Below are 14,152 nucleotides of genomic sequence, written 5' to 3'. Positions count from 1 at the left end.
GGTCCCGGCGTCCGGCCTGTCACGGGCCCCGGTAGGGTTCGGACGGTCCATGGGGGTCGAGGAGCAGAAGGCAACCGATGAGAAGGCTGGGTCGGGCGGCGACGGGTCTCGCGGCGACGGCGGTACTGTCCCTGACGGCGAGCGCGTGTGTGACGGTCCACGGGGAACTGGAAGTCGTCCCTTCGGCGACGAAGGACGAGGCGGCGAAGGCCCTCTCGGCGTTCACGGAGGCGTACAACAAGGCCGACAAGGCCTACGACCCGGCGTTGGACGCGGCTCATGTCACCGGCGCGCTCGGCGCGATCAACCAGGCCGGCCTGAAGGCCCGCCAGGTCAACTTCCCCGACGGCAACCCGAATCATGTGCCGCTGGAGCTGACCGACGCGAAGTTCACCATCCCCAAGAAGGCCGGCTGGCCGCGCTGGTTCGTCGCGGACACCGACTCCAACCGCGACCAGGACGACACCGCGGCGGACAACCGCTGGGTGCTGGTCTTCGTGCGCGCGGGCGCGGACGAGGGGTGGAAGGCCGCCTATCTGACGATCATGCTCCCCCGGCAGATCCCGGCCTTCAAGACGGACAAGGACGGTTACGCGGAGCCCGTCGCCCCGGACAGCGCGGCACTGGCGGTCGCGCCCCGCAACCTGAGCGAGGAGTACGCCTCGTACATGCAGGACGGGAAGCCGGACCACTTCAAGCCCGGCCCGCACACCTCCGCCTGGCGCGAGGAGCGCAAGAAGACCACGAACGTGCCCGGTCTGAGCACCCAGTACCTCGACCAGCCGCTGGACACCGGCAACTTCGGACCGCTGGGTCTGATGACGCGGGACGGCAACGCCTTCGTCTTCTTCTCGGTGCGCAACTTCGAACGCCAGACGGCCGCGAAGGGCGTGCAGCTGAAGGTCGTACCGGACGTCAAGGCGCTGCTGACCGGCACGGTGAAGGACACGATCACCAAGGAGCGGGTCTCCAGCCAGGCGGTCCTGGTACCCCCGGGCAACGGGGCCGAGCCCGGCCAGGCGGTGGAGGTTGTGGGCCGCCTGACGGGTCTGACGGCGGCCAAGGGGTCGTAACGGCGCTCGCCGTCCCCCGGCGGCCGTCTCCCCCTCCGGGAGAACCGTCCCCACGACGGCGGCCGGGTCCGCCGTCCGGCACGGCGCACCGTGGGCGCGACCCCGGGGGCGGGCGTGGCTGGCGCGGCCCGGGGGCGGGCGCGGCGGGGGGGCTCAGCGGCCGAGAGGCCAGGCCGCCGCGTGGTGGTCGATGTCCTCGTTCTCGCCGGCGTACTTCGCGCAGGCGTCCGTCAGCGTCTCCAGCAGGGTCAGCGGGTCCGGCAGCGGATGCTCCGGGCCGCGGACCCAGGCGACCGCGAGGTCACCGTCGCCGGGGAGACGGGCGGGCGGTACGAGGACGTAGCTGCCCCGGCAGTGCCAGCGCAGGCCGGGATGCTCGTCCATCGTCTCGGGATGGCAGTCCAGTGCGCAGGGCCACCATTCGTCCTCGTCCTCCGGGGTGCCCCGGGTGGCGGTGAAGAACAGCATCCGGTCCTCGCCGACCTCGGCGACCGGGCCGACGTCGATGCCCCGCTCGAGCAGCCGGGCGAGCGCGCCCCGGCCTGCCTCCAGGGGGACGTCGAGCACGTCGTGCACCATGCCGGTGGCGGTGATGAAGTTCGCCTCGGGCTGGCCCTGCGCCCAGCGCTGGATCTGCGCCCTGTCGGTCGTGGACTGGGTCTGCCAGGCGAACGAGATCGGGTGGGTGGCCGGCGTCGGACAGCCGATCCGCTCGCAGGAGCAGCGGTAGCCGACCGGGTGGGCGGCGGGCGCGAGCGGCAGTCCGGCGGCAGCGGCGGCCAGCAGCAGGTCCTCGCGCTGCGAGTCCTCCGCGTCCGTGTTCCCGCCGCGGCGGCGCAGCCACTGCGCCAGCCTGCTCTCCCGGGAAGGCCTGCCCTCCGTGCCGCGGTAGCGGCCGATACCGTCGCCCATCTATCCCCTCACACCTCACGCTCGCCCCACGCGGACCCTGCCATGGTCCCACCATCCTGCTCCTCGGGTGGCCACAGTCCTCAACCGGGGTGGGGCACGTCGTCATCCCGGGGGCGCACGGGGTCAGTCCCGGGGCGCGAGGCCGTTCACGGCGAAGTCCACGATCCGGTCGGCGTACTCGTGCGTAAGGGGCAGGGTGCGCAGCAGCCAGCGGTGGGCGAGCGGCCCGGTGAAGAGCTCGAGGGCGACGCGCAGGTCGATGCCCCCACGCACCTGGCCGGCCTCCTGAGCGGCGCGCAGCCGTGTGACGTAGAGCTGGAGCTGCGGCTCGAGCAGCCTTTCGACGAACTGGGCGCCGACCTCGGCGTTGACCACTCCCTCCGCGGCGAGCGCGCGGGCGGGGGCGTCGTAGACGGGGGTGTTCATCTCGTCGACGGTGGCACGCAGGACCGTGCGGAGGTCGGCCTCGAGGTCCCCGGTGTCGGGGAGCTCGTACCCGCCGGGCCCCGCCTCCTGCACCGCCTGGTCGGCCATGTCGAGGAACGCCTCGAGGAGCACGGCCGCCTTGGAGGGCCACCAGCGGTAGATCGTCTGCTTGCCGACACCGGCACGGGCGGCGATGCCCTCGATGGTGGTCTTGGGGTAGCCGATCTCACCGACGAGGGCGAGGGCAGCTTCGTAGATCGCGCGGCGGGAGCGTTCGCTGCGGCGGGCGGAGTCGGGTGCCTTCATCTCGGTCATGCGGTCAATCTAGCAACGACTGAGCCGAGACGTCTCGTCTCACTCTGCGGTGCTGGGCGGCCAGGCGTCGCCCCACTCGGCGTCCCTGGCGTTCTTGTAGAGCGTGCCGTGCCGCTTGGTCACCGTGTCGCGGCGCAGTCCGTCGCCCTCCGTGCAGAGGTCGAGCAGCACCATGCCCTTGCGGATCTGCGGCTTGCGGGTGACCCGGGCGGCCGCCGGTTCCACCGGGAAGCGGGTGGCGGCCACGTAGCTGAACTTCTCGTCCTCGTACGCCAGCGAGCCGCCCTTCACCTGGCGGTGCAGGGACGAACGGGAGACGCGGGCGGCGAAGTGGCACCAGTCGGAGCCGGGCTCTATGGGGCAGGCGGCGCTGTGGGGGCAGGGCGCGGCGATGTGCATCCCGGCGGCGATCAGGGCGTCGCGGGCCTCGATGATCCGCGCGTAGCCGTCGGGGGTGCCGGGCTCGACGATGACGACGGCCCCTTCGCCGACCGCACGCGCGGATTCCGCCACGACGGCGGCGCGGGCGGCGGGGTCGAGTTCCTTGAGGACGTACGACACCGTGACGAGATCAGTGCTCTCGACGCGGAGCGCCGAGCTGATCCGCGAGCGCTGCCAGTCGGCGGCATGCAGGGCCGGCACCTGTGAGGCGCTGGCCAGCTCCCGGCCGAGCGCGAGCGCGGGCTCGGCCCAGTCCAGGACCGTCGTGCTCGGCGGTGCCTCGTCCCACGCGTCGGCCACCGCCCAGCTCGCGGCACCGGTCCCGCCGCCGATGTCGGTGTGCGTGCCCGGCACCCAGCCGGGGGCCGCGGCCCGCAACGCGTCGAGCGCGGCCCGCACGGCCTCGAAGGTGGCGGGCATCCGGTACGCGGCGTAGGCGACGACGTCGCTCCGGTCCCGCAGGATGGGCGCGTCGGTGGGGGTGTCCCCCCGGTAGTTCGCGATCAGCCGCTCGACGGCCTGCGCGGCCTGCGTGGGCGGCAGCCCGTCCAGCAGCCCGGAGAGGGCGCTGCGCAGGGTCTCGGCGGTGGGGGCGGGGGCGGCGTTCACCGGAAAAGTGTACGCGGGTGGCGTCGCCGGAAGGTCATGGCGGGCGGGGCGGCGGGGGGCCGCTGCGCGGTGCCCTCAAGCGCCGGGCGGGGCTGGGGTCGCCAGGCGACTCCAGCCCCGCCGGCGTTTGAAACGCGGGGCCCGGTGGGGGTCCCCCCACGCCGGCCAGGCGTAGGGGGAGGAGCTCCGAAACACCGCGCGGAGCGCGGTACAGGGGTCCGGGCGGAGCCCGGTTACGGGAAGGGGCGGGCAGGGGAACAAGCCCGCCGCAGGCGCCCACGCACCCCCGCACACCCCTCGCCCCGTCAGACCGCCCCCGCCCTCGCCCTCCACGGCCGGCACAGCAGCAGGAAGCACAGCATCGCCCCCACCCCGCACACCACCTGCACGACCGCCATCGGCACCGCCGTCGACTCGCCCGCGATGCCCACCAGCGGCGAGGCGACCGCGCCGACGAGGAAGGACGCCGTGCCGATCAGCGCCGACGCCGAGCCCGCCGCGTGCGGCGTGCGCAGCAGGGCCAGCGCGTTGGTGTTGGGCATCGCCAGCCCCATCGCGGACATCAGCACGAACAGGCCCGCCGCGACCGGGAACAGGCCCACCTCTCCGAAGACCCCCGTCGTCATGAGCAGCAGCGCCGTCGCCGCGAGCGTGATCACGGCGAGGCCGAAGCCGAGGGCCTTGTCCAGGCTGACCCGGCCGACGAGGAGCCGGCCGTTGATCTGGCCGACGGCGATCAGGCCGATCGAGTTGAGGCCGAAGAGGAGGCTGAAGGTCTGCGGCGAAGCGCCGTAGATCTCCTGCACGACGAACGGCGAGGCCGCGATGTACGCGAACAGCGCGGCGAAGGCGAGCCCGCCGCTGAGCATGTAGCCGGTGAAGACCCGGTCGGCGAGGAGCCCGCGCATGGTGCGCAGCGCCTGGCCCACTCCGCCGCTGTGCCGCTTGTCCACCGGCAGGGTCTCGTGGAGCCACTTGACGACCACGAGGGTGAGGAGGACGCCGACGACGGTGAGCACCACGAAGATGCCGCGCCAGTCGGTGACGCGCAGCACCTGGCCGCCGATGAGCGGGGCGATGACGGGTGCGACGCCGGATATCAGCATCAGGGTGGAGAAGAACCGGGCCATCTCCACGCCGTCGTAGAGGTCGCGCACCACCGCTCGGGCGATGACGATGCCGGCCGCGCCCGCGAGTCCCTGCAACAGGCGGAAGCCGACGAGCAGTTCGACGGTCGGCGCGAAGGCGCACATCGCTGTGGCGACGACGTAGACGAGCATGCCGACGAGCAGCGGGCGGCGGCGTCCCCACTTGTCGCTCATGGGGCCGACGACGAGCTGGCCGAGGGCCATTCCGGCGAGGCAGGCGGTGAGGGTGAGCTGGACGGTCGCCGCGGGCGCGTGCAGCGAGTCGGTGACCGCGGGCAGCGCCGGGAGGTACATGTCCATGGACAGCGGCGGCAGCGCGGTGAGGCCGCCGAGGACCAGTGTGACGAGGAGCCCCGCCCGGCGTGCGGCGGCGACCGGTCCTGTGACGGACCCGGCGACCGTGCCTGAGCCGCCGACAGGGCCGGTGACGGCGTCGGTAACAGGGACCGAGGCGGCGGTCGTTGCGGCGTCCCGCGGGGCGGGGACCACGCCGGAGACCGGGGGCGCGGCGGAGACCGGGGGCGCGGATGCCGGTCCGGGATGAGTGGTTCGTCCTTGTTTGCTCTGGCCGCTCTCCGGCATCTACAGCTCCTAATCCTATTTTCAACATCTATGCTCTCAGCTCGTCCGGACTGATCGAGACGTTTTCGGCGTGAACAGGGGTGGGCGAGTGACGAGCAACACCGTGCGGTGGGGCGTACTGGCGACCGGCGGCATGGCCGCGAGGTTCGTCGAGGACCTGTCGGCCATGCCCGACGCCGAGGTCGTGGCGGTGGCCTCCCGTACCGAGGCGTCCGCGAAGACCTTCGCCGACCGTTTCGGCATACCGCGGGCGTACGGGGACTGGGCCTCGCTCGCCGCCGACGAGGACGTCGATGTGGTGTATGTCGCAACGCCGCACTCCGCGCACCGGGCCGCCGCCGGGCTCTGTCTGGCGGCCGGGAAGCCGGTGCTGTGCGAGAAGCCCTTCACCCTGAACGCGGCCGAGGCGGCGGAGCTCGTCGAACTGGCGCGTCTGCACGGCACGTTCCTCATGGAGGCCATGTGGATGTACTGCCACCCGGCCGTCCGCCGCATCGCCGAGCTGGTCCGCGAGGGCGCCATCGGTGACGTCCGTACCGTGCAGGCCGACTTCGGACTGGCGGGCCCGTTCGCCCCGGACCACCGGCTGCGGGACCCCGCGCTCGGTGGCGGCGCGCTGCTCGACCTCGGCGTCTACCCGGTCGCGTTCGCGCTGCTGCTGCTCGGCGAGCCCGAGCGGGTGCAGGCGGACGCGCTGCTGTCCCCGGAAGGTGTGGACCTCAACACCGGGATGCTGCTCGGCTGGCCGGACAAGGGCGCGACGGCGCTGCTGTCCTGCTCGATCACGGCCGGCACCCCGGTCACGGCCTCCGTGACCGGTACGGCCGGCCGGATCGACGTCCCGGACGGCTTCTTCTTCCCCGAGCGCTTCGTCCTGCACCGCGACGGCAAGGACCCGGAGGAGTTCCTCTTCGACGGCCGCCGGGACTCGCTGCACCACGAGGCGGCCGAGGTGATGCGTGCCGTGCGGGCGGGCGAGAAGGAGTCGCCCCTCGTCCCGCTCGAGGGCACGCTCGCCGTGATGCGGACGCTCGACGCGGTGCGTGAGCGCATCGGCGTCCGCTTCCCGGGCGAGAGCCACGGCGGATGACGCCGCGCACGACCGCCTGACCCCTTCGGCGGCGGGGACCGCCACAGGGACCGGCCGGGCCGTCCGGCACGTCGCACGACGTGCCGGACGCCGGATCACACCTGCTGGAGCCCCGGGTTCCCCGCCTGCGTCACGAACGACGCGATCGTGGACACGGGCGCGCCCGGCGTCGTCACGGCGGCCACCGCACGGAAGTCGGCGCGTGCCTGCTGCTGGTCGAGGGTGACCGTCACATAGCCGCGGCGGCCGTTGTAGAGCTTCATGTGCGGGTTCGCCGTGGTGTACGTGTCCCAGGTGGCCGGCTTGTCGGCGCCGTCCTTGCCGCTGGAGACGGACGTGGCCACGATCTCGGTGCCGACGATCTCCGCGCCGGGCGTCTCGTAGTCGCGCTTGATGTCGTAGGCGTACGCGACGTGCACGTCGCCGGTGAGGACCATCAGGTTCTCCACGCCCGCGGATTTCGCGCCGTCCAGGACCCGGTCGCGGGAGGCGGGGTAGCCGTCCCACGCGTCCATGCTGAGCTTGGGGTCGTCGGTGAGGTCCAGGCTGCGCCGGGAGAAGTTGACCTGCTGCGGCACGACGTTCCACACGGCGGTGGACGCGCGCCAGCCGTCGATCAGCCAGCGCTCCTGCTGCGCGCCGGTCATCGTGCGCGACGGGTCCTCCGACTCGGGTCCCGAGACGTGCGCCCGGTCGGCGTACGCCTGGTCCGAGCGGTACTGGCGGGTGTCCAGCACGTCGAACTGGGCCAGCTGTCCGAAGTGCAGCCGGCGGTAGAGCTGCATGTCCGGACCGGCCGGCTGCTGCGGCGCGCGCAGCGGCTGGTTCTCCCAGTACGCCCGGTACGCGGACGCCCTGCGCAGCAGGAACTCCTCCGGCGGCACGCCGTTCTCGGGCGTCTCGTCGGCGTAGTTGTTCTCCGTCTCGTGGTCGTCCCAGGTCACGACGAAGGGGTGCGCGGCGTGGGCGGCCTGGAGGTCCGGGTCGGACTTGTAGAGGCCGTACCGCAGCCGGTAGTCCTCCAGGGTGACCGTCTCGCGGTTGAAGTGGGCCGGCAGGACGCGGTCGGTGTAGTTGCGTGCGCCGCCCGCCGAGTTGACGGCGTACTCGTAGAGGTAGTCGCCGAGGTGGAAGACGACATCGAGGTCCTCGTCCGCGAGGTGCCGGTACGCGGTGAAGTAACCGTCGTGGTACGCCTGGCAGGACACGGCCGCCAGCTTCAGCCGGCCCAGTACGGCACCGGGGGCGGGAGCGGTACGGGTGCGGCCGGCGGGGCTGATCCAGGTGCCGGTGCGGAAGCGGTAGTGGTAGACCCGGTCCGCCTCGAGGCCGGTGGCCTCGACGTGGACGCTGTGGTTGAACTCGGGGAAGGCGGTGACGCTGCCCCGCTTGGCGATCCGGGCGAACGCGGCGTCGTGGGCGACCTCCCACTGGACCTGGACCCTGGCGTCGGGCATGCCGCTGCCCGGTTCGTACGGCCTCGGCGCGAGGCGCGTCCACAGCACGACGGACGCGGGCTGGGGGTCGCCGGACGCCACACCGAGCGTGAAGGGGTTCTCGGTGATTTTGCGGCCGTTGACCGTACTGGCGTGCGCGGTGCCCGGCAGGTTCACCGCGAAGGCGAGCGCGGCGGCGGCGGACGTGGCGGTGAGGAAGGTGCGTCGCCCGAAGTGCCGGGCGGCCGCTCTGAGCTCGGGCGAGTGGGACGTGTGCGCGGGTGTCATGTGGCCCTCCCCTTACGGCTGTTGTCAGTCGCATTGCAGCCGGAGCCGACGAATCCGCGTTGTCGGGGACACAACATCCGCATGGCGGTCGGATGAGATCCGCGCACGACGCATGCGCGTACGCTGCGCAGACATGAACGCTGTAGTGAGGATCGCGGTGGTGACAGGTGCGGGCTCCGGCATCGGCCGGAGCGTGGCACTGGAACTGGCACGGGCCGGGCAGGACACGGCCGCCGGTTCGGCTGTTCGCCCGAAGTGGGCAGTGGCGCTCGCCGGTCGGCGTAACGAGTCGCTGGAGGAGACCGCGGCGCTGATCCGCGACGTCCGGCCGGACGCGGACGTGCTGTGCGTGCCGACGGACGTGACAGACCCCGACGCAGTGGCGGCCCTCTTCGCCACGGTGCGCGAGCGCTACGGACGGCTCGATCTGCTCTTCAACAACGCGGGCACGTTCGGGCCCGGCGGCATCCGCTTCGAGGACATGCCGTTCTCCGCCTGGCGCAAGGTCGTCGACACGAACCTGAACGGCGCGTTCCTGTGTGCGCAGGCGGCGTTCCGCCAGATGAAGGACCAGGTCCCGCAGGGCGGCCGGATCATCAACAACGGTTCCGTCTCCGCGCACGCGCCGCGCCCGAACTCGGCGCCGTACACCGCGACGAAGCACGCGCTGACCGGCCTGACGAAGTCCCTCTCGCTGGACGGCCGTCCGTACTCGATCGCCTGCGGCCAGATCGACATCGGCAACGCGGCGACCGAGATGACCGGGGCCATGCAGTCGGGCGTCCTGCAGGCCAACGGCGAACTGGCGCCGGAGCCGGTGATGGACGCGGCCGACGTGGCCCGGACCGTGCGGCACATGGCGGAGCTGCCGCTGGAGGCGAACGTGCAGTTCGTGACGGTGATGGCGACCAACATGCCGTTCATCGGGCGGGGCTGACGGCACGGCCGGGGCCGCGGGAGCATCAGCTCCCCCTGCGCCCCGGCGTTCCCCTCCGCCGGCCGTCCCCGCCATGGCACTCTGCGGTCATGGAGCACACGGACACCGGCTGGGAGACCATCGGCCGCCTGCACGACTGGCTGCACGAGAACAGCAAGTACCCGCCGGAGCAGGAGGTCCTGCTGCGCGTGCTGAAGCTCTCCGAGGAGGTGGGCGAGGTCGCGCAGGCGGTCATCGGCGCGAAGGGGCAGAACCCGCGCAAGGGCACGACGCACAGCTGGCAGGACGTCGAGGCAGAACTGTGCGACGTCATCATCACGGCCATGGTGGCGCTGCGCACGCTCACCCCGGACGCGGCGGAGGCCTTCGCGTCGCACCTCGACCGTGTGGCGGCCCGCTCCCTGAAGGGCTGAGCCGCACCCCGGCCCGTACGCATAGTTTCGAATTCGTCACTCTCGGAAGACTTCTGGGTGGGGAAGGAAGCATCGCGCTGTAACCAAGCCGCGGGGGGCCGGAGTTGGGCTTTCGATGTGCTGCCTGTGACGGCCCCGGCGCCCGCCTGGACGCCGGCCGCCGCGCCGCGCTGTGCGCACGGTGCGAACACCCCACGAGGTCCGGCCGCGATCCCGTCCGGCTGGGCGACATCCTGACGGCCACGGGCGACGCGCTGACGTTCGCGACCCGCACGGCCGCCGCCGCGCCCGGCTCCGCGACCTGCCACGAGTGCGGCAGCACGGCGGAGCGGCACCGCACCGCGCACGGCCGCTGGATACTCATCGAGCCCGGCGCCCTCGCGGCCGCCGCGGTCCCCGTGGGCCACCGCTGGCGCATCGCGGGCGACGGCACGGCGGTCGGCCTGCGATCGGCCGCCCCGTCCGGCACCTGCCGGATCAGCCACCTGGACGTCTGCCCGGCCCGCCCGGCCCCCGCCCACTCACCGGCGCTGCACGCGGTGTGGAGGCGAAACGCCCGGCAGGGCGTGTGACGGATGACCGGCCGGCCCTGGCGGCATCCGTCAACTCCACGCGTCAGAAACCCCTTTGACACCTGTTCGTCGGCAGCGGTTTGATCTGGACGCCCATCGAACACGTCTTCGGAAAGGGAACACTTCATGACGCGCAGCAAGGCGGTAACGGCCGGCATGGCCCTCCTCGCGAGCGGTGCCCTCGTCGTCGGCATGGCAGGCTCCGCCTCCGCGAGCGGCCTCAACGTGAGTGTCAGCAGATCCTGGGGCACGGCGACGTTCTACCCCGACGGTGACTGGCTCTACGTGAAGGACTCGTCGGCCGACGGCTACTCGGTGCAGGCCAAGATCGAGCGCTGGCAGAAGGTCAACATCGACGCGTGGGGCTGGCGGGACCACCGGACCGGCTGCTACGACACGACCAGCATCGGCCAGCCCGGCACCGGCATCACGACGTGCAACTACGACCTCACCGAGAACGACACGGTGCGGGTCTGCATCGTCCGCAGCAAGGACGGCGTCCGCTACGGCGACTGGCTGTGCAGCGACTCGACCAAGGCCTGATCCGATGAAAGGGCCTCCGACGCGGGTCGGAGGCCCTTTCTGCACGAATACGCATGGAGGGGCAGACGAGTCGGGCTGTACGCCGGGGAGAGTCACCGCGACGCTATGACCTGCACAAACGTGCAGGGAGGGTGTTTCCGGGGCTACCTTGATGGCTACGTAAGGAGGCGCCCCGCGCCGGAGCGGTCCGGACGGGGGCTTCGTCGTTCTCCCAGAGGCTGGTTCTGGTGACCACCGAGGCGGACGACATCACCGCTGACATGGAGATCACCAGACTAACCGGCGCGATCTGCCGGCAGTCCGGTTCAACCCGCCGACATCGGCGAGGACGTCGCGGTCTCGGTTGGTGGCAGCCTCCGGGACGGGGTTGGGGATACCTCCCAGGCTGCCCGGGGGGGACACTCTCCGGAATCCGTACTAGAATCTGTACAGAATCAAGCCTCTATATGGGTACGGTGACAACATGGTGATCCCTGAGGTCGTGACGGTCAGCGACGCGCGTGCGGGACTGTCGCGGATCCTGGCTGACCTGTCGGAGTCCGGCGCGGATGCCGACCCGGTCCTGATCGGCGCCCACCGCAAGCCCCAGGGCGTCCTCCTGTCCGTCGAGGCCTTCGAGGCGCTGAGCGGCCGGGCGGCACGACGTGCGGCCGTCGCCTCGGCCACCGGCTCCATCGAGGCCGAAGGGCTCCACGCCTCCGAGGCCTCCGACCGCGATACCGAGGCGTACGTGAAGGGCGACGTCGACGCGGACACCCTGGTCGCCCGCGCGATCGCCCGACACCGACAGATTTCGGAGCGGCGGGCAGGGTGAACGATCCGTACGCCATGCCCAACGGCGTGCTGCGCAACAAGCTCGGCATCACCGACCATCAGCTGCTCGCGGCAGCAGAGGCGGACATCACCCGGGCGCGCCTCGTCATGCTCGCCGAACAACCCCTACCCGGCGCGTACGACCTCGGCCATTACCAAGCGTTCCATGCCGCGATCTTCGGCGACATCTATCCGTGGGCAGGCGAGTTACGCACTGTGAACATCGCCAAGCGCACACCCTTCTGTCCGGCGAGAAACCTGGTGCCCTACGCCGGAGAGGTATTCGGCCGTCTCGCCTCATCCGGCCGACTGCGGAGTCTCCCTCGGCAGGAATTCGTCATCCAACTGGCCACGTTGTACGGCGACCTGAACGTCCTCCACCCGTTCCGCGAGGGCAACGGCCGTGCCCAGCGGGCGTTCCTGGCCCGGCTGAGCGCCGACGCGGGATACGCCCTGAGCTGGTCGGGCATGGACCCTCAACGCAACGAGGACGCCGCGGTGAAGAGCTTCCTCGGTGACAACAATCTGTTGGAGCAGTTACTCGACGAGTTGGTCACCACTAGTTGACGCCCGTACTCCGGCTGGGAAGGAAGCCCGGAACAGGGCGTCGCCCCTTGGGAACAGCCGCTGGGAGCTGCACCTCGTGCGGCGTTCCTCCAGCAGACCGGCATGGTGACCGCGTAGGGCAGTCGGCGCGTCCCGAGGAAGTCGCGGAAGGCTCCGTCGCGGCCATAGACCTCGTCCGCAGCCACCCGGACACTGCCCTCGGGCAAGTCGGGCAGCTCAGTATCAGAGGCCCATTCCAAAGCAAAGCCGCAGGTGGCGGCAGACTAGTCGGGCTGTACGCGGGGACAGGTGCGGTATCTGCGAAATGCCTCTGCGCCGCGCGGATGTTCCGCGTGGCCATAGGCCGTGCACATCGGGTGCACACCCGGCGAGCGTGGCTCGGCGCATCGGCGGCACGGGTTCGGGACGTGGGCCGATAGCCGCTCACTATCTCGGATCGTGATCGATGACCTTGAGGAGCTTCAAAAGCTGCCGTGTCGCCGCGAGCGACGCCGCGTCCTCGGCAGGTTTGTCGACGGCCCAGTGGGCCAGCGCGTTGCGGTAGTCAGTGACCGTCTTGAGCCGGTTGAGGATGTCCTGCTGCCCGTAGGGCCAGTCCAACTTGGCCCAGCAGTCGGCATCGTCGAGGAGGAATTTGTACTGACCTAGGGTGAACTGGCGGCCGTTCGCCCGCTTGCTACGGATCTCCGGCGGGATCTCCTCAGCGGTGAAGTGCTGGGTCATGCGGCGCAGTCGGCGCTCCACCTCTTCGAGCAGGGTGAAGGGCTCGACGCGCTCTTGGAGCTGACCGGCCAGGTCAGCGGCGGTGAGGATGCCGCGCACGGTGTATTCCGTGTCCACGATGACGAGGAATCCGTGCCGCTGGATGTCGCCAATGCGCGCGAAGAGTTCCTCCTGCTCTCGCGCTGTCTGGGGATGGGGGCTCATGGCATCGGCGATCGTCCCCTCCCTCTTGCCGAGGTGGGCACGTGCGATGCCTTCCCATGTGACGACTCCACGCAGGACGTTGTGCCGGTCCACCACCGGCAGCTGGGAGTAGTCGTGCTCGATCATGGGAGTGATGGCCGTACTCAACGGTTCCTCCAGGCCCACGGTCACCACCTCGCGGACGAGGGGGAGGTTACCGATCCGCCAGCTGAGATCGCGGGCCTTGCTGCCCTCGCCGCCCTGACTGTCGCGTGAACCACCGGGCCCGTAGGTCGTCGTCGAGCCGTCACGGCTCTCTTCGCCCGAAACGGCTTCCTGGCTGGAAACCGTGATCAGATCGTCCAACTGGCCTTCAGCGAAATGCGGTTCCACCAGCAGCCGGCGCGTCGCGAGTTCCTGGTCGACCAGGTCGATGACTTCGGTGCTGCGCCGGGACCAGCCCCACAGGCCGATCAGATCACGGGCGGTCAGCTGACGGGTGCCGTCCTCCTGGACGTCGCGCACGAGCGCCGCGATGTCGGCGGGCGGCTCGATCCCGCCCTCGTAACCGGGGTCATCGCCCGTCTCGGCCAGTGCGTGCACGCGCTGTGCGGCATCGCGTCGGGAAAGTTCACTGACCGTGGAGAAGGCACCCATGCTGTCGCGGAGGTCACCCCCGATGGCGGCACGTTCCACCGCCGGACGCACCCAGTCCACCCGCCGCACATGGCGATAGCCCGGTGCCGCCGTGTCACGGTACTCATAATCGCCCGTCAATCGCCCGATGGCCACGACCGGTTGGTACTTGCGGGGCATGACGACGAGGTCGCCGATCTCCATCGAGAGAAAACGCCACAGCTGGTGCTTCCAGTTGTCGATGGTCCCGCGGGACTCGTCCGGATACGCGGCGGTGAGCAGGTCGCCGATCTCGCCCACGGACGTGCACCCGCCGAGGTCTCCGACCTCCTCCCAGCCCGCGATGGTCAGTCCTTCCGTGAGCGCCTGTTGCTCGCGCTCTCCGAACTGGCCGCCGCGTACCGTCCATGCCCGCACAACAAGCCCCCGTGTTTTCGGTCCGTGC

General features: G+C 71.0%; 14 protein-coding genes. 8 read left to right on the top strand and 6 right to left on the bottom strand.

Translation table 11 applies throughout. The features are described 5' to 3' along the window. Nucleotides 1-77: 77 nt before the first annotated feature. Complete coding sequence (locus SPRI_RS26025) at nucleotides 78-1,073, top strand: hypothetical protein (RefSeq protein ID WP_053557370.1); 996 nt, start codon at nucleotides 78-80, stop codon at nucleotides 1,071-1,073. Nucleotides 1,074-1,226: 153 nt separating this feature from the next. Here the strand turns inward: SPRI_RS26025 and SPRI_RS26020 are convergent, their stop codons facing one another. From SPRI_RS26020 to SPRI_RS26005, 4 genes are all read right to left on the bottom strand, one after another. After that, nucleotides 1,227-1,985, bottom strand: coding sequence for a bifunctional DNA primase/polymerase (locus tag SPRI_RS26020; RefSeq protein ID WP_005318382.1), 759 nt, complete (start codon nucleotides 1,983-1,985; stop codon nucleotides 1,227-1,229). Nucleotides 1,986-2,108: 123 nt separating this feature from the next. Continuing rightward, nucleotides 2,109-2,726 (bottom strand): TetR/AcrR family transcriptional regulator, encoded by a 618-nt coding sequence (locus SPRI_RS26015; protein WP_005318380.1) that lies wholly within the window; start codon nucleotides 2,724-2,726, stop codon nucleotides 2,109-2,111. A 39-nt stretch (nucleotides 2,727-2,765) separates the two neighbouring features. After that, entirely contained in the window at nucleotides 2,766-3,776 is a 1,011-nt protein-coding gene (locus SPRI_RS26010) for a small ribosomal subunit Rsm22 family protein (protein ID WP_053557369.1), read from the bottom strand. 305 nt (nucleotides 3,777-4,081) lie between these two features. Continuing rightward, nucleotides 4,082-5,506, bottom strand: a complete 1,425-nt coding sequence (locus SPRI_RS26005; protein WP_005318376.1) for a Bcr/CflA family multidrug efflux MFS transporter — start codon at nucleotides 5,504-5,506, stop codon at nucleotides 4,082-4,084. An 88-nt stretch (nucleotides 5,507-5,594) separates the two neighbouring features. Here SPRI_RS26005 and SPRI_RS26000 point away from each other — a divergent pair, with 88 nt between their 5' ends. Next, the gene (locus SPRI_RS26000) at nucleotides 5,595-6,596 is read left to right on the top strand and encodes a Gfo/Idh/MocA family protein (protein ID WP_037774817.1); all 1,002 of its coding nucleotides are present in this window, start codon (nucleotides 5,595-5,597) and stop codon (nucleotides 6,594-6,596) included. A 95-nt stretch (nucleotides 6,597-6,691) separates the two neighbouring features. Here SPRI_RS26000 and SPRI_RS25995 read toward each other — a convergent pair whose 3' ends face one another. Next, nucleotides 6,692-8,320 carry an alkaline phosphatase D family protein gene (locus SPRI_RS25995; RefSeq protein ID WP_005318372.1) on the bottom strand — a complete coding sequence of 543 codons (1,629 nt, stop codon included), beginning with the start codon at nucleotides 8,318-8,320 and terminating at the stop codon, nucleotides 6,692-6,694. 133 nt (nucleotides 8,321-8,453) lie between these two features. On the opposite strand from SPRI_RS25995, the gene SPRI_RS25990 reads away from it, so the two are divergent. The 6 genes from SPRI_RS25990 (at nucleotide 8,454) to SPRI_RS25965 (ending at nucleotide 12,165) form a co-directional block, all read left to right on the top strand. Further along, on the top strand, nucleotides 8,454-9,257 hold the full coding sequence (locus SPRI_RS25990; protein WP_037776906.1) for an SDR family oxidoreductase: 804 nt from the start codon (nucleotides 8,454-8,456) through the stop codon (nucleotides 9,255-9,257). A gap of 89 nt (nucleotides 9,258-9,346) precedes the next feature. Continuing rightward, nucleotides 9,347-9,670 carry a MazG-like family protein gene (locus SPRI_RS25985; protein WP_005318367.1) on the top strand — a complete coding sequence of 108 codons (324 nt, stop codon included), beginning with the start codon at nucleotides 9,347-9,349 and terminating at the stop codon, nucleotides 9,668-9,670. A 104-nt stretch (nucleotides 9,671-9,774) separates the two neighbouring features. Then, nucleotides 9,775-10,242, top strand: a complete 468-nt coding sequence (locus SPRI_RS25980; protein ID WP_005318365.1) for a DUF6083 domain-containing protein — start codon at nucleotides 9,775-9,777, stop codon at nucleotides 10,240-10,242. Between the two features lie 126 nt (nucleotides 10,243-10,368). Further along, a complete protein-coding gene (locus SPRI_RS25975) occupies nucleotides 10,369-10,785 on the top strand; it encodes a hypothetical protein (RefSeq protein ID WP_005318363.1) in 417 nt (138 codons plus the stop codon). 463 nt (nucleotides 10,786-11,248) lie between these two features. Further along, nucleotides 11,249-11,599, top strand: a complete 351-nt coding sequence (locus SPRI_RS25970) for an antitoxin VbhA family protein (RefSeq protein ID WP_005318361.1) — start codon at nucleotides 11,249-11,251, stop codon at nucleotides 11,597-11,599. Then, nucleotides 11,596-12,165: a Fic/DOC family protein gene (locus SPRI_RS25965; protein ID WP_005318360.1), complete on the top strand. Its 570-nt coding sequence runs from the start codon at nucleotides 11,596-11,598 to the stop codon at nucleotides 12,163-12,165. Before SPRI_RS25970 ends, SPRI_RS25965 begins: the two co-directional genes overlap by 4 nt. A 426-nt stretch (nucleotides 12,166-12,591) precedes the next feature. Here SPRI_RS25965 and SPRI_RS25960 read toward each other — a convergent pair whose 3' ends face one another. Continuing rightward, nucleotides 12,592-14,124, bottom strand: a complete 1,533-nt coding sequence (locus tag SPRI_RS25960) for a CBS domain-containing protein (RefSeq protein ID WP_050791578.1) — start codon at nucleotides 14,122-14,124, stop codon at nucleotides 12,592-12,594. Nucleotides 14,125-14,152 lie beyond the last annotated feature (28 nt).

The organism is Streptomyces pristinaespiralis (assembly GCF_001278075.1).
GTDB classification, from domain to species: Bacteria; Actinomycetota; Actinomycetes; order Streptomycetales; family Streptomycetaceae; genus Streptomyces; species Streptomyces pristinaespiralis.
Note: the sequence above shows the minus strand (reverse complement) of the source record. Positions and strands in the feature narration are given on the sequence as shown.